Origin of the sequence: Blastomonas sp. SL216 (assembly GCA_026625625.1) — a bacterium.
Taxonomy (GTDB): domain Bacteria; phylum Pseudomonadota; class Alphaproteobacteria; order Sphingomonadales; family Sphingomonadaceae; genus Blastomonas.
This window is the reverse complement of the sequence record CP113055.1, coordinates 2,442,411-2,457,307: the sequence shown is the minus strand read 5'-3', so window position 1 is coordinate 2,457,307 and position 14,897 is coordinate 2,442,411. Positions and strand designations below refer to the sequence as shown.

At 65.1% G+C, this 14,897-nt stretch carries 12 protein-coding genes; 8 read left to right on the top strand and 4 right to left on the bottom strand.

Annotated features, from left to right (window positions below; genetic code table 11):
• Window positions 1-15 precede the first annotated feature (15 nt).
• The 4 genes from OU999_11540 (at window position 16) to OU999_11525 (ending at window position 6,336) form a co-directional block, all read left to right on the top strand.
• On the top strand, window positions 16-1,440 hold the full coding sequence (locus OU999_11540) for an amino acid permease (protein WAC22389.1): 1,425 nt from the start codon (window positions 16-18) through the stop codon (window positions 1,438-1,440).
• A 41-nt stretch (window positions 1,441-1,481) separates the two neighbouring features.
• Window positions 1,482-3,119, top strand: a complete 1,638-nt coding sequence (locus OU999_11535; protein WAC22388.1) for an amidohydrolase family protein — start codon at window positions 1,482-1,484, stop codon at window positions 3,117-3,119.
• Between the two features lie 32 nt (window positions 3,120-3,151).
• Window positions 3,152-4,705, top strand: coding sequence for an aldehyde dehydrogenase (NADP(+)) (locus tag OU999_11530; protein WAC25416.1), 1,554 nt, complete (start codon window positions 3,152-3,154; stop codon window positions 4,703-4,705).
• A 110-nt stretch (window positions 4,706-4,815) separates the two neighbouring features.
• Window positions 4,816-6,336, top strand: coding sequence for an NAD(P)/FAD-dependent oxidoreductase (locus OU999_11525; protein ID WAC22387.1), 1,521 nt, complete (start codon window positions 4,816-4,818; stop codon window positions 6,334-6,336).
• A 3-nt stretch (window positions 6,337-6,339) separates the two neighbouring features.
• On the opposite strand, the gene OU999_11520 is transcribed toward OU999_11525, so the two are convergent.
• Window positions 6,340-7,146, bottom strand: a complete 807-nt coding sequence (locus OU999_11520) for a DUF4163 domain-containing protein (GenBank protein WAC22386.1) — start codon at window positions 7,144-7,146, stop codon at window positions 6,340-6,342.
• Between the two features lie 45 nt (window positions 7,147-7,191).
• Here OU999_11520 and OU999_11515 point away from each other — a divergent pair, with 45 nt between their 5' ends.
• The 3 genes from OU999_11515 (at window position 7,192) to argC (ending at window position 10,617) form a co-directional block, all read left to right on the top strand.
• Entirely contained in the window at window positions 7,192-8,604 is a 1,413-nt protein-coding gene (locus tag OU999_11515; protein WAC22385.1) for a leucyl aminopeptidase family protein, read from the top strand.
• A 112-nt stretch (window positions 8,605-8,716) separates the two neighbouring features.
• The gene (locus OU999_11510) at window positions 8,717-9,682 is read left to right on the top strand and encodes an NlpC/P60 family protein (GenBank protein ID WAC22384.1); all 966 of its coding nucleotides are present in this window, start codon (window positions 8,717-8,719) and stop codon (window positions 9,680-9,682) included.
• Entirely contained in the window at window positions 9,679-10,617 is a 939-nt protein-coding gene (argC, locus tag OU999_11505; protein WAC25415.1) for an N-acetyl-gamma-glutamyl-phosphate reductase, read from the top strand. The genes OU999_11510 and argC overlap by 4 nt, the downstream gene beginning before the upstream one ends.
• 13 nt (window positions 10,618-10,630) lie before the next feature.
• Here argC and OU999_11500 read toward each other — a convergent pair whose 3' ends face one another.
• Together OU999_11500 and OU999_11495 are read right to left on the bottom strand one after the other, a co-directional pair.
• Window positions 10,631-11,587 carry a diguanylate cyclase gene (locus OU999_11500; protein ID WAC22383.1) on the bottom strand — a complete coding sequence of 319 codons (957 nt, stop codon included), beginning with the start codon at window positions 11,585-11,587 and terminating at the stop codon, window positions 10,631-10,633.
• Window positions 11,588-11,677: 90 nt separating this feature from the next.
• The gene (locus OU999_11495) at window positions 11,678-12,886 is read right to left on the bottom strand and encodes an acyl-CoA dehydrogenase (GenBank protein WAC22382.1); all 1,209 of its coding nucleotides are present in this window, start codon (window positions 12,884-12,886) and stop codon (window positions 11,678-11,680) included.
• 168 nt (window positions 12,887-13,054) lie between these two features.
• On the opposite strand from OU999_11495, the gene OU999_11490 reads away from it, so the two are divergent.
• Window positions 13,055-13,258, top strand: coding sequence for a hypothetical protein (locus tag OU999_11490; GenBank protein ID WAC22381.1), 204 nt, complete (start codon window positions 13,055-13,057; stop codon window positions 13,256-13,258).
• Here OU999_11490 and OU999_11485 read toward each other — a convergent pair.
• Window positions 13,248-14,780 carry a cryptochrome/photolyase family protein gene (locus tag OU999_11485; protein WAC22380.1) on the bottom strand — a complete coding sequence of 511 codons (1,533 nt, stop codon included), beginning with the start codon at window positions 14,778-14,780 and terminating at the stop codon, window positions 13,248-13,250. The two genes, OU999_11490 and OU999_11485, sit on opposite strands and share 11 nt — an antisense overlap.
• Between the last annotated feature and the right edge of the window lie 117 nt (window positions 14,781-14,897).

Below are 14,897 nucleotides of genomic sequence, written 5' to 3'. Positions count from 1 at the left end.
AAAGGGACGCGATAAATGGGGATTCTGGGGCCGATCAAACCGATAGTGCAGGCGGCCGACGCCCCTGAGGGCAGCCGCCTGAAGCCGACCTTGTCCTGGCCGCATCTGATTGCGCTGGGCGTGGGGGCGATTGTCGGCACCGGCATCTACACGCTGACCGGCGTGGGGGCAGAGCGCGCCGGGCCAGCGGTGATCCTGGCCTTTGCCATTGCCGGTGCTGTCTGCGCCTGCGCCGCGCTCGCCTATGCCGAACTCGCCACGATGATACCGACCGCTGGGTCGGCGTACACCTATACCTATTCGGTGGTGGGCGAGACTCTGGCCTGGGTGGTCGGCTGGAGCCTGATCCTCGAATATTCGCTCGCCTGTTCGACCGTGGCGGTCGGCTGGTCGGGCTATCTGGTCGGCTGGCTGCAATCGGCGGGGGTTGAACTGCCCGCCATGCTGCTGTCGGGTCCGCATGCCGGCGGCATCATCAACCTGCCTGCCGTCATCGTCTCGCTGGCGATTGCCGGCATGCTGATGGCCGGGACGCGCGAGAGCGCGACGCTCAACATCATTCTGGTGATCATCAAGCTCGCCGCGCTGACCGCATTCATTGCGCTGGCGCTGCCCGCGTTCGACGCGCAGAATTTCACCCCGTTCATGCCCTATGGCTTTGGCAGCACCGTGCAGGACGGATCGACGCGCGGGGTGATGGCGGCCGCCGCGATCGTGTTCTTCGCCTTTTACGGCTTTGACGCGGTAGCAACGTCTGCGGAAGAGGCGCGCAATCCGGGGCGCGATCTGACCATCGGCATCATCGGATCGATGGCGGTGTGCACGCTGATCTACATGGCGGTCGCATTGTCGGCCGTCGGCGCGATGTCGTACCTGACGCTGGGCAATTCGCCCGAACCGCTGGCGCTGGTGCTGCGCACCCTGGGACATCCCACCGCATCCTATCTGGTCGCGCTGGCGGCGCTGATCGCGCTGCCCTCGGTCATCCTGGTGATGATGTACGGCCAGAGCCGCATCTTCTTCGTGATGGCGCGCGACGGACTGCTTCCGCCGGTGCTGTCGCGCGTCTCGCCCAAGACCGGTGCGCCGGTGCTGGTCACCGGCATTACCGGGGTATTCGTCGCCGCCGTCGCCGGCTTCTTCCGGCTCGACGAGATTGCAGAGCTCGCCAATGCAGGCACGCTGCTGGCGTTCATCGCGGTGGGCGGCTGCCTGATGGTGCTGCGCAAGCGCGCGCCAGAGCTCAAGCGCGTGTTCAAGTGCCCGCAGCCCTATCTGGTCGGCACGCTGGCCATCCTGGGCTGTCTGTACCTGCTCGCCAGCCTGCCCTCGCAGACTTTGGTGCGCTTTGCGCTGTGGAACGTTGCGGGCCTGGCCTTCTACTTCCTCTACAGCCGCTCGCGCAGCCAGGCTTTGCAGGACCAGGCGGCGGGGGTCTGATTTTCGACGGGCCGCCAAAGGCCTGCAACAGGGGACGATATATGCGGATCGGTCGGATTTTGCTGGCGAGCCTGTCGGCGCTTGCCTTGGCGGGCAGCGTTTCGGCGCAATCGCTGGGCCAGGCGGAAAAGCGCGAGGCTGCCGACCCCATCCCTGCGCGCACTTTGGGCGAGGGGCCCTGGCCGCGCACCGTGCTGCGCAACGCGATCTATGTCGATGGCACCGGCGCGCCCGCCCAGGGTCCGGTCGATATCGTCATCGAGAACGACCGCATCGTCCAGATCGCCAGCATCGGTGCGCCCGGCGCGATCAAGGAAGCGCGCAGGCCGCCGCGCGGCGACAGGGAATATGACCTGACCGGCCATTATGTGCTGCCCGGTTTCGTCGATGCGCATGTCCACCTGCACACATTGAGCGACGGGCAGGGCGTGCCGAGCGACTATGTGCTCAAGCTCTGGCTGGCGCATGGCATCACCACCGCGCGCAATGTCGGCTCGTCCGAAATGTCGATCGAGCAGCAGGTGGCGATCAAGGGGCGGCTGGCGCGCAACGAGATTGTCGGCCCCCGGCTCGATATTTACCCGATGTTCCAGCAGATCGGCCTGCCCATCCGCACGGCGGAGCAGGGCCGCGCTGCGGTGCGCGATGCCAAAAGGCGCGGTGCGGACGGCATCAAGTTCATCGGCGGCAGCGAAGCGGCCTTGCTCGCCGCGATCGACGAGACGAAAAAGCTGGGCATGCATTCGACGATGCACCACGCCCAGGGCGTCGTCGCCTATGCCAATGTCCTGCGCACCAGCGGCGCGGGCCTCGAATCGATGGAGCATTGGTACGGCCTGCCCGAAGCGATGTTCACCGACCGCAAGCTGCAGGACTGGCCGGGCGACTTCATCAACACCGACGAGCAGATGCGCTTTGGTGAGGCAGGGCGGCTCTGGCAGCAGGCCGCCAAGCCGGGATCGGACAAATGGAACGAGGTGATGGACACGCTGATCGAGCGCGGCTTCACCATCGATCCGACCTTCACCGCCTATCTTGCCAGCCGCGACCTGATGCGGATGAACCGCGCCTTCTGGCACAATGACTATACCATGCCCGCCTTGTGGGACTGGTACCGGCCCAGCCGCATCAATCACGGCTCCTACTGGTTCGACTGGACCACCGAGCGCGAGATGGACTGGAAGGAGAACTTCCGGCTGTGGATGACGTTCGTCAACGAATACAAGAATCGCGGCGGGCGCGTCACGGTCGGGTCGGACGCCGGCTATATCTACAACACCTATGGCTTCGGCTATATCCAGGAGATGGAGCTGCTGCGCGAGGCCGGGTTCAGCCCGCTCGAGGTGATCCACAGCGCGACGCAGCAGGGTGCGCGGCTGCTGGGGCATGATGCCGATATCGGCACGATCGAGCCCGGCAAGAAGGCTGACCTCGTCATCGTCAAGGGCAACCCGGTCGCCAATCTCAAGCTGTTGTTCGCCACCGGCACGCTCAAGCTCGACGATGCGACCGGCAAGGCGCAGCGTGTCGGCGGCATCGCCTGGACGGTGAAGGACGGCATTTTCTACGAGGGCAAGGCACTGCGCGCGGACATCCGCGCGATGGTGGCGCGCTCCAAGGCCGAGCGCGGGCTGCCGCCGGGCTATATGACCATCGAACAGGAAGACCTTACCCAGTGACCCAGAATGCGACCCTGACCGGCCAGTTTTTCATCGCGGGCGAACGCCGTGGCCATGGCGAGACTTTTCACGCCTATGACCCCGCCAAAGGCGCGAGCATCGCCGATATCGGCTTTTTCAGCGCCAGCCAGCAGGACATTGCCGATGCCTGCGCGGCTGCCGAGGACGCCGCGATTGCCTTTGCCGATCTGCCCCTGGAAAGGCGCGCGGCGTTCCTGGAAGCGATCGCGGCCGAGATCGAGGCGCTGGGCGATGCGCTGCTGAGCCGCGCCTGCGCCGAATCGGGCCTGCCGCTCGCGCGCATCACCGGCGAGCGCGGGCGCACCTGCGGCCAGCTGCGCCTGTTTGCCGCAGAAGTGCGCGACGGCCAGTGGCTCAAGCTGCGCATCGACCATGCCGACCCGGCGCGCACCCCGCCCAAGCCCGACTTGCGTCTGCGCATGGTCCCGCTGGGGCCGGTCGCGGTGTTCGGCGCGTCCAACTTCCCGCTCGCCTTTTCGACGGCGGGCGGCGACACCGCATCGGCGCTGGCCGCCGGATGCCCGGTCGTGGTCAAGGGCCATCCCGCGCATCCCGGCACCGCGGAGCTGGTCGCAGGCGCGATCAGCAAGGCGGCGGCAGATACCGGCATGCCTGCGGGTGTGTTCAGCCTGGTGACGGGAGCGGACAATGCCATCGGCGCAGGCCTGGTCGCCGATCCGCGCATCCAGGCGGTGGGCTTTACCGGATCGCGCAGCGGCGGCGAGGCGCTGATGAAGATCGCGGCGAGCAGGCCTCAGCCGATCCCGGTCTATGCCGAAATGTCGGCGATCAACCCGGTCATCGTGTTGCCGCACGCGCTCGCCAGCCGGGGCACGGCGCTGGCAGCGGGCTATATCGGATCGCTGACCCTGGGATCGGGCCAGTTCTGCACCAATCCCGGCCTGGTGCTCGCGCTCGACGGGCCAGAGCTGGACGCGTTCCTCGCCGAGGCAGGCGCGCTGGTCGAGGCACAGAACCCGCAGACCATGCTCACCGCCGGCATCCATTCGGCCTATGAGAAGGGCAGCGCTGCGCTGGCTGCGACACCCGAGGTCAAGACCATCGCGCGCGGCGTCTACCCCATTGGTCCGCACGAAGGACGCGCGGCGCTGTTCAGCGTCACGGCGTCCGATTGGCTGGCGCATCGCGAGTTGCAGCACGAGGTGTTCGGCGCGTCGTCGATCGTGGTGCGCTGTGCTGATCGGGAGCAACTGCTGGCCGTGCTGCGCGGGCTGGAAGGCCAGCTGACCGCGACGCTGCACATGGACGATGCCGATCTTGCAGACGCGCGCGCGCTGTTGCCCGTGCTGGAACGCCGGGTCGGCCGCATCCTTGCCAATGGCTGGCCGACCGGGGTCGAGGTAACCCATGCGATCAACCATGGCGGGCCCTATCCTGCGACATCGGACGGGCGCACGACATCGGTCGGCACGCTGGCGATCGATCGCTTCCTGCGCCCAGTCGCCTATCAGGACCTGCCCGAAATGCTGCTGCCCGAAGGCCTGCGCGACGGCGCGCAGGCGGGCGCATTGGCGCGGATCGACGGAGCCTGGCGTCTCGCTTAGGCGCAAAATATGGCCGTTGCGGTCCGATACCAGTTGCAATTCACAACGATGTAAGCAAACCTGTCGCCAACAGAGCCGAACGCACCGGCCCGCGACTGGAGAGCCACGTCATGAAGCACGAAAAGCCGTCCGACCTCAAAGCCGCTGCCCATGTCGATGTCCTGATCATAGGGGCCGGGATTTCCGGCATCGGCATGGCGGTGCACCTGAAGGAAAAGTGCCCGGACCGGACGTTCGCGATTCTGGAGCGGCGGAGCGACGTCGGCGGCACGTGGAACCTGTTCCAATATCCCGGCATCCGCTCTGACAGCGACATGCATACGCTGGGCTTCGAGTTCGAACCCTGGCGCGAGCAGAAGGCGATTGCCGACGGCCCCTCGATCCTCAGCTATCTCAAGCGCATCAAGGACGAGCGCGGGCTGAACGATCATATCCGGCTCGGCCACAAGGTGCTCTCGGCCAGCTGGTCGAGCAGCGAGGCGCGCTGGACCATTGCAGCCGAGGTCGAAGGCCAGGGCGTGCAGCATCTGACCTGCAGCTATCTGTTTATGGGCACCGGCTATTACGACTATGATCAGGGCTATGATCCCGCCTTTGCCGGGCGCGAAAGCTTTGGCGGCGAGATCATCCATCCGCAATTCTGGCCCAAGGGCTTCAACTATGCGGGCAAGCGCATTGTCGTCATCGGGTCGGGCGCGACGGCGGTGACGATCGTGCCGTCGATGACCGACAAGGCTAGCCACGTGACGATGCTCCAGCGCACGCCGACCTGGTACTGGAGCCGCCCCGCCAAGGACTGGCTCGCCAACTCGCTGCGCGCGATCATGCCCGACGAATGGGCCTATCGTCTCATCCGCTTCAAGAATGTGCGGATGCAGCAGATCGCTTTCAGACGCGCGCGCGAGAACCCGAAAAAGGTCGGCGACTATCTGCTCAAGCGCATCCGCAAGATCATGGGCAGCAAGATGCACGAGCCCGATTTCCAGCCGCCTTACGGCCCGTGGGAACAGCGGCTGTGCCTGGTGCCCGATGGCGACATGTTCAAGGCGATCCGCGACGGAAAGGCGGATATCGTCACCGACCATATCGACCGCTTCACCCCCACCGGCATCCAGCTCAAGTCAGGGCGTCATCTCGACGCCGATGTGATCGTCACCGCGACGGGTCTGAAGCTGGCGATGGCGGGCAAGGTCGATTTCTCGGTCGATCGCCAGCCGGTCGATTTCACGCAGCATTTCTATTACAAGGGCTGCATGTTCAGCGATGTGCCGAACATGGCGATCGTGTTCGGCTATCTGAACGCCTCTTGGACGCTCAAGGTCGATATCGTCGCCGATTTCGTCTGCCGCCAACTGAACCACATGGCGGCAACCGGCAGCCAGATTGCGGTGCCGGTGCTGGGCAGCGACGGGCCGGTCAATGAAGAGCAGATCTTCGATTTCTCCTCCGGCTATGTCCAGCGCGCGCTCGACATCCTGCCCAAACAGGGCGACCGCATGCCCTGGCGGCTCAACCAGGATTATCTGTTCGACCGCAAGGTGCTGCGCGAGGACGCGGTGGACGATGGCGTGCTCGCCTTCCGCAAGGCCGAGGCCGAAATCGAGACACCTGCCGCAATCGCGGCCGAATAGCGGTTATGGGGCCGTCGCGCTGAATGCAGGGCGATAAACGGGCTTGATGCTGGCAACCGTCTGCGCGGTAACCGGCACGCTGATCTCGTACACGCCTTCGACATAGGGGCCGGCCACATAGGGCCCTGCGACGAACACGATCCGGTCGAACCCGTCATTGCCGACCGCCGAGGGGATGATGACCAGGTCGCTGAACGGCGGACAGGCGTTGAACATGTCGTCGGCCTCGCCGGCATATTCGCCGCGCCGCTCCAGCCGTTCGGCATTCAGCCCGTCGCAATAGGGCTTGCGCATCGGCTCCAGCGCGGCGGCCATGTCGGTGAACAGGTCTTCGATCTTGACCCGGCGCGATGCCGGCTTGTCCCAGAGCAGCGCCTCATAGCCGGTATTGCCGTGCGCGCCGCCCGAATAGCTGCTGATCTCGCCCAGCATCGCGAGCAGCGGTCCGGTATTGCCGGTGGTCGACCAGCTCGTCCCCATCATGTTGGGATTATAGGGATAATCGTTTTCCCTGGCGTCCTTCTCGGCGGCTGCCGCTTCCTTTTCCAGCTCGGCCAGCCCCTTGACGCGATCGGCCTCGAGCAGCTTGGCGAGTGCCGGAATGGCCGCGGCCTCGGCCGGATAGGCATAGCTATAGGTGAATTTCTCGGTCTCGCGCTCAAACGTGACCGGCTTGGCCGCGCTCTTTTCCGTCGCTGCGGGCTTGGGCTTGCTCGCCTCGGGCACCTGCTGTCCGCAGGCGGCCATCGCGGGCAGCGCAAGGGCTGCCAGCGCGGCGAGCGCCAGATGGGCGGGTTTGCGGACGATCATGATTCTCTCTCGCAGTTGCGCGTCATAATGCTGTAAGACCCGACAATGATTGATTTGTCTTCCCTCGTCCAGCCGGACCTTGGCCAGCCCGCGCGCAGCATTCACCTTGTCGACAAGCCTGGGCTTGCCGATTGGCTGGGCGCGGCGCCGCCGCGCATCCGCAATCATCTCGCTGCGATGCGCTTCACCGCGCGCCCGCACGAGCTGGTCGTAGTGCCGGGCGACCAGCCCGATGACTGGGCGGTGGTGCTGGGCGTCAGCGATGCCGCAAATCTGCGTCCCTGGTGCCTGGCCAAGGTGGCCGAAGTGCTGGCGGCGGGGCATTACCGGCTGGCGGGCGATCTCCGCCCAGGGGACGCGCTGATCGGCTGGGCGCTCGCGCAGCACCGGTTCACCACCTACAAGAAGCCCGACGAGAACCCGCAAGGGCCGCGCGTGCTGCTGACCAGTGATCCCGCGCGCAGCGATGCGGCGATGGCCGAGGCGGAGGCGACCGCCTGGGTGCGCGATCTGGTCAACACCCCTGCCGAAGACATGGGCCCCGCCGCGCTGGAAGAGGCCGCCGCTGCCCTGGCGCGGACCTATGGCGCGTTGCTCGATGTGACGCGCGGCGATGCGCTGGAAACGCATTATCCGATGATCCATGCCGTGGGCCGCGCAGCAGCGCGCAGCCATGCGCCGCGCCTGATCGAACTGCACTGGGGCCGTGATGATCATCCCAGAGTGGCGATTGTCGGCAAGGGCGTGTGCTTCGACAGCGGCGGGCTGGATATCAAGCCGGCATCGGGCATGCTGCTGATGAAGAAGGACATGGGCGGCGCGGCGCACGCGCTGGCGCTGGCGCAGCTGATCATGCGGATGAAGCTGCCGGTGCGGCTGCACATGCTGGTCGGTGCGGTGGAAAATGCCATTTCCGGCAACGCCTTCCGCCCGGGCGATGTGTTGAAGAGCCGCAAGGGCATCACTGTCGAGATCGGCAATACCGATGCCGAAGGAAGGCTCGTGCTGGGCGATTGCCTCGCCAAGGCCAGCGAGGCCATGCCGGACATGATCCTGGATTTTGCGACGCTGACCGGCGCGGCGCGCGTCGCGGTGGGGCCGGATCTGCCTGCCATGTTCTCGAACAGCGACCCGCTGGCCGATGGTCTGCTGGCCAGCGGCACGCAGGTCGGCGATCCGTGCTGGCGGCTGCCGCTCTGGCCCGGCTATGAGGATATGTACACGAGCGACATCGCCGATATCGGCAATACCGGAGGGGCCTTTGCCGGAGCGATCACGGCAGCGCTGTTCCTGCAGCGCTTTGTCGGCGAAGGCCTGGCCTGGGCGCATTTCGACACCTATGCCTGGCGTCCCACGCCGCGCCCTGGCCAGCCCAAGGGCGGCGAGGCCATGGGGCTGCGCGCCAGCTGGCACTATCTGCGCAGCCGCTATGCCGACGCGAAAACCGGCACGGCATGACGGGGCTTGGACAAATGCCGGCAACTCGGCTATCTGGCCCGCCAGCCCGCTGCCTGGCACGGGTTGAGGGACGGATCATCGCGACGCGGCTTGGCTTGAGGGACTGGGGTTCTTGACACATTCGACACGTTCTGCGGCCGACGCCTCGCGGGCAGATGCCGTATCGGGGCTGCAGGACCCAGCCGATAGCGGCGCCATAGCGCAGCAGCGCTTCGTGCTCAGCGGCCCGGTCGCCGATTACGACCCGCGCGTCACGCCGATCCGCGGAGATCTTGCCGATATCGCGCTCGCCGGACGCTTTTTCGCGCCGCATTATGTCGCACCGCAGCTCTACCGGGCGCTGGGCGCTGGCGCGATGCTGCGCAAGGCGGGCAGCGACGATGCCGAAGCGGTGAGCCAGATCCTGCCGGGCGAGGGCTTTGCCCTGCTCGACAGCACCGGCGAATGGGGATGGGGCTATTGCAGCCATGATGGCTATTGCGGCTATGTGCGGCTCGATGCCATCACCCGCGCTGCGCCCGAGCCAACGCACATCGTCCATGTCCGCCGCGCGCTGGTGTTTGCCGAGCCGTCGATCAAGACGCAGATGGTCGCAGCCTATCCGATGGGTGCGCGCCTGGCCGTGGAGTCTGCCAGCGAATGCGGCAAGTTCCTGAAGGTCGACAGCGGCTGGATCTCGGTGCGGCATGCGATTGCGCTCGATGCGCGCGATTGCGATCCGGTGGACCGAGCGCTTCAGCTGGTTGGCGCGCCCTATTTGTGGGGCGGACGCGGCGGCGATGCGCTCGACTGTTCGGGCCTGGTGCAGCTGGTGCTGGCACTGGCCGGGCACGATGCCCCGCGGGACAGCGACCAGCAGCGCAGCTCGCTGGGCCGCGCCCTGGCCGATGATGAGGCGCTGCAGCGTGGCGACCTGATCTTCTTCCCCGGCCATGTCGGCATCATGATGGATGGCGATACGCTGGTGCACGCCAATGCGTTCTGGATGCAGGTGGTGGCCGAGCCGCTGGCCGATGTCATCGCCCGCTTCCCCGAAGAGACGCCGCAGTCGGTGCTGGCGCGCAAGAGGATCGGCTGATGCTCAAGCTGTTCATTGATGGTGCCGCCGGGACCACCGGTCTGGAAATTGCCGAGCGGATGGCCGGGCGCAGCGAATTTCAGCTGATCAGCCTCAATGATGCCGATCGCAAGAGCGTCTCGGCGCGGGCGGCAGCGATCCAGGATGCGGATTTCGTCATCCTGTGCCTGCCTGACGCCGCCGCGCGCGAGGCCGTGGCGCTGGGCGAGGGCGCTTCGACCCGGTTCATCGATGCATCGAGCGCACACCGCGTCGCAGATGGCTGGACCTATGGCTTTGCCGAACTGCGCAAGGGCCAGCGCGAGGCGATCCGCAACGCGCGGCTGGTCAGCAACCCCGGCTGCTATCCCACCGGCTTTCTGGCACTGGTCGCACCGCTGGTCGCCGAAGACCTGCTGCCCGCCGATCATGGCTTCATCGTCAATGCGGTCAGCGGCTATTCGGGCGGCGGCAAGGAGCTCATTCAGCGGATGCAGGTCGATGCGCCCGACATCGGCTTTCGCGCCTATGCGCTGGGGCTTGAGCACAAGCATCTTCCGGAAATGCAGGTCCATGCCGGGCTCAGCCGCTCACCGATCTTTGCACCCGCCGTGGTGCGGGCCTTCCGGGGCATGCTGGTCGATGTGCCGCTGTTCCTTGATCCGGAACTTGGCTTTGCCGATGCGCGCACGCTGCACGAGGCGCTTAGCGACCATTATGCCGCCGAACCGCTGGTCAGTGTCGCGCCGATCGATAGCGCGCCGGGCGAACTGCTGGTGAGTGAAGGCGATGCCGCGACCGACGGGCTGTCGCTCTACGTGCTGCCCAGTGCCGACGGATCGCAGGTGCGGCTGATCGCGATGCTCGACAATCTGGGCAAGGGCGCGAGCGGCGCAGCGGTGCAGAACCTGAACATCATGGCCGGGCTCGACGAACTGGCAGGGCTTCGCGCCTGAGACGAGGCCGAGTTCAGGCGCGTGAGGCCGTCCGCTTGGCGGCATAGAGCGCACGGTCGGCCCGCAGGAACATGGCTTCGGCATCATAGGCCATCGCATTCTCGGCGATCGCGATGCCGTAGCTTGCCCCCACCTCGAGCAGATGCCCGTTCCAGACAATTGGCGTTTTGAGCAGGTTGATCGCCTCTTTCGCCCGCCGAGCGATCCGGGGCAGGTGACGGTTGCTGGGCAGCAGCACGGCAAATTCGTCGCCGCCCACTCGCGCCACCATCAGGGCATCGAAAAAGGCCTGGGAAAGGCGCTTGCCGAACTGCGCCAGACAGGCGTCGCCCGCAAGATGGCCGTACCGGTCGTTGATCGCCTTGAAGCCATCGACATCGAACAGCACCAGCGCGCCCAGCGGACGCAGCACCGGGTTGGACCTGCTGGCATCAAGAAATTGCGACTGGAAAACCTGACGGTTGGCAAGGCCGGTAAGGCAATCGGTCTCCGCCGAGACGCGGAGCCGCTCCCGCTCAGCGCGCTGACGGGTGATGTCCTGCTTGGTGCCGGTCAGCCGGGCGGGTCGTCCTGCAACGCATTCCACCTGGGCCGTGATCTGAATCCAGCGATCTTCACCGCCTGGCCGGGTGATGCGGGCGTCGAGTGCGAAGCCACCGGACCGTTCGATCGCCCGCGAGCGCACCCGCTCCAGCGTATCGCGCGATTCCGGATCGTAGAGCTTTATGATTTCGCTGCGATGGACATCGCCTTTCAGCGGCACGCCGAAGATATCGTACAGGCTGCGCGTCCAGATCAGGCTCTCCGTCCTGAGATCGCATTCGAACACGCCGATGCCGGCACGATCAAGGCTGCGCAGCAGACGCGAGGGGTTCGGCCGATCGATGCGACCGCTTGCCGTGTCGACAAGGTCAGGATCGTCCCAGTCCTCATGGTCGGTGGGCCCGAAGTCATGAATATACCCGTCCATCACCGCCGAATGCTTCGCTCCCTGGCCAAGGCCGGGAAGCTAAATGGATGGAGTTAATGCTGCGTTACCAGAGGGATGAACCATGGGCTTTCAGAAGAACGCCTGAATACCCGTCTGCGCGCGGCCCAGGATCAGCGCATGCACATCATGTGCGCCTTCATAGGTATTTACTGTTTCCAGGTTCACCATGTGGCGCATCACCTGATATTCTTCGCTGATGCCATTGCCGCCGTGCATGTCGCGCGCCATGCGGGCGATATCGAGCGCCTTGCCGCAATTGTTGCGCTTGACGATCGAGATCATCTCGGGCGCGAACCGGCCCTCGTCCATCAGCCGTCCGACGCGCAGGCTCGCCTGCAGACCCATGGCGATTTCGGTCTGCATGTCGGCAAGCTTCTTCTGGAACAGCTGGGTGGCGGCGAGCGGCTTGCCGAACTGGACGCGGTCCAGGCCATACTGGCGCGCGGCATGCCAGCAGAATTCCGCCGCGCCCATCGCACCCCACGAAATGCCGTAGCGCGCGCGGTTGAGGCAGCCGAACGGACCCTTGAGGCCTTCGACATTGGGGAGCAGTGCATCCTCGCCGACCTCGACCTCGTCCATCTGGATCATGCCGGTGGTGGAGGCGCGCAAGCTGAGCTTGCCCTTGATCTTGGGCGCGCTCAGCCCCTTCATCCCCTTTTCCAGGATGAAGCCGCGGATTGCGCCGTTATGGGCATCCGACTTGGCCCAGATGACGAACACATCGGCAAACGGGCTGTTCGAGATCCAGGTCTTCGCGCCGGAAATGACATAGCCGCCATCGACCTTTTTCGCGCGGGTCTTCATGCCTGCCGGGTCCGATCCGGCATCGGGCTCGGTCAGGCCGAAACAGCCGATCAGCGTGCCGGCGGTGAGTCCTGGCAGATATTTGCGGCGCTGTTCGTCGCTGCCATAGGTGTTGATCGGGTGGATCACGAGCGAGCTCTGGACCGACATCATCGAGCGATAGCCGCTATCGACCCGCTCGACCTCGCGTGCGATCAGGCCATAGGCGACATAGCTGGCCTCCGCGCCGCCGAATTCCTCGGAGATTGTTGCGCCGAGCAGGCCGGCCTCGCCCATCATCGGGAACAATTCGGGTGCGTCGATTTCCTCGCGGAAGGCATCGATGACGCGCGGTTGCAGCGTTCCTTGCGCAAAACCGCGCGCGCTTTGCTGGATCAGCCGCTCCTCTTCGGTCAGCTGTTCGTCGATCAGAAAGGGGTCTTCCCAAGTGAACGGGATGGTTTCGGCCTTGCGGATGGTGTCGTGCTTCATGGCGCATGGTCTAGCGCAGCTTGCGCACGCCTCCAACCGGATTTTGTGTGCCCAGGTTGACGTAAGCGTAAAGTCGCTGCGACGAACCGGTGTCCGCTTTCGGCACAGCGATCCTGTTAACCATCAATTGCCATGGGCAATGGTTAAAAATGCGTTAACTCATGGCTCATGCAGCGACTTCAATTCCTTCGCACTCCGGTTCAGCCCCACAGCTTCCGTCTGGGCCTGGCCCCCAGCATTCTGGCGGCGACCCCGGTCGACGAGCCCGAAGTGCTGGCCAGGCGCAAGCGCACGCAGCGCAACGAGGAAATCCGGCTTTTCTTTCTGAGCTTTACCGCATTCTTTGTTGCGATCAGCTCGTTCATCTGGTGAGCGAATCGAGAAAGCGCTTCGCGTCCGCGCGGATCGCCTGCTTGTCCTTGTCGGGCCGCTTGGCCCAGTTGCGATAAGGCATGGCCAGCCGCTGGTTCTTGCCCAGCACCGCCTCGTTGCGGTCGAGAAAATCCCAGTAGAGCAGGTTGAACGGACAGGCCTTCGCGCCAGTCTTGGCCTTCACGTCATAGCGGCATTGGCCACAATAATTGGACATGCCGTTGATGTAATTACCGCTGGACGCATAGGGCTTGCTGGCGAGCAGCCCGCCATCGGCAAACTGGCTCATCCCCAGCGTATTGGGCAGCTCGACCCATTCATAGGCGTCTGCGTACACCTCAAGATACCATAGGTGCACCGCGTGCGGATCGATGCCCGCCACCAGCGCGAAATTCCCGGTGATCATCAGCCGCTGGATATGGTGCGCATAGGCATGGTCCATCGTCTGGCCGATCGCTTGTGCCATGCAGTGCATGTCGGTCTGGCCATCATAATAGAAGCCGGGCAGGGGGCGCGTCGCATTGAGCGCATTGCGCTGCGCATAATCCGGCCCCTCGCGCCAATAGATGCCGCGGACATATTCGCGCCAGCCGATGATCTGGCGGATAAAGCCCTCGGTGGCGTTAAGCGGTGCCTTGCCGGCTCGGTACGCCGCCTCCACCGCCTGGCACAAGGCCAGCGGATCGAGCAGCCCGCAATTGAGATAGGGCGAGAGGATCGAGTGCCACAGGAATGGCTGCCCGATGAGCATCGCATCCTGATAATCGCCAAATCTGGCGAGGGCATGCTGGATGAAATGATCCTGCTGCTTGCGCGCGTCCTGCGCTGTCGTAGCGAAAACGAAATGGTCGAGGCTGCCGGGATGGTTGCCGAAGCGCCTGGCCACCAGATCGAGCACCTCGCGCGTGATCGCATCGGGCGGGAATCGCAGCGGCTGAGGAATCAGCAGCGGCTCGTTGGGCGGCGGCTTGCGGTTTTCGCTGTCGTAATTCCAGTCGCCGCCCTCGGGCTTGCCCTCGTCGTCGAGCAGCAACCCGGTCTTGCGGCGCATGTCGCGATAGAAGAACTCCATCCGCAGCTGCTTGCGGCCCTCGGCCCAGGTGTCGAACTCTGCGTGCGGGCAGATGAAGCGGTCGTCCTCGCGCAGCTCCACCGGGACGTCGAACCGGTCCTGCCATTCCTCCATCGCCGCGCGGACACGCCATTCGCCGGGCTCGGTGGCGATGATGCGATCAGGGTGGTGCCGTTCGATCGCGCGTGCCAGCTCCCCGGTGAACGATCCTGCATTGTCCGGCTCGTCCAGCTTCACATAATCGACCGTCCAGCCGGCAGCCCGCAGCGCCTCGGCATGGTGGCGCATCGCCGACAGGATGAGGGCAATCTTGGCCTTGTGGTGGCGGACATAGGTCGTCTCCTCGTCGACCTCCATCATCAGCAGCACCGCCGCCTGCGGGTCCACCCCCTCCAGCGCGGAAAGGTTCGGGCTGAGCTGGTCGCCCAGGATCGGGATAAGGATGGTCATGCAGGCCCCTGACAAACGAGCCCCTGATGATGGGGTGGCTTTGCCGCCAATCAATGGCCGCAAACCGCTATGATTTGACCGATCATACGCGTAACGCTGGCGCTGCCGGCGCGCGAG

Bases quoted from the DNA above. Each gene is read 5' to 3' on its own strand.
- OU999_11540 (WAC22389.1), top strand. From the start codon at position 16: ATGGGGATTCTGGGGCCGATCAAACCGATAGTGCAGGCGGCCGACGCC.
- OU999_11535 (WAC22388.1), top strand. From the start codon at position 1,482: ATGCGGATCGGTCGGATTTTGCTGGCGAGCCTGTCGGCGCTTGCCTTG.
- OU999_11525 (WAC22387.1), top strand. From the start codon at position 4,816: ATGAAGCACGAAAAGCCGTCCGACCTCAAAGCCGCTGCCCATGTCGAT.
- OU999_11520 (WAC22386.1), bottom strand. From the start codon at position 7,146: ATGATCGTCCGCAAACCCGCCCATCTGGCGCTCGCCGCGCTGGCAGCC.
- OU999_11515 (WAC22385.1), top strand. From the start codon at position 7,192: ATGATTGATTTGTCTTCCCTCGTCCAGCCGGACCTTGGCCAGCCCGCG.
- OU999_11500 (WAC22383.1), bottom strand. From the start codon at position 11,587: ATGGACGGGTATATTCATGACTTCGGGCCCACCGACCATGAGGACTGG.
- OU999_11495 (WAC22382.1), bottom strand. From the start codon at position 12,886: ATGAAGCACGACACCATCCGCAAGGCCGAAACCATCCCGTTCACTTGG.
- OU999_11490 (WAC22381.1), top strand. From the start codon at position 13,055: ATGCAGCGACTTCAATTCCTTCGCACTCCGGTTCAGCCCCACAGCTTC.
- OU999_11485 (WAC22380.1), bottom strand. From the start codon at position 14,780: ATGACCATCCTTATCCCGATCCTGGGCGACCAGCTCAGCCCGAACCTT.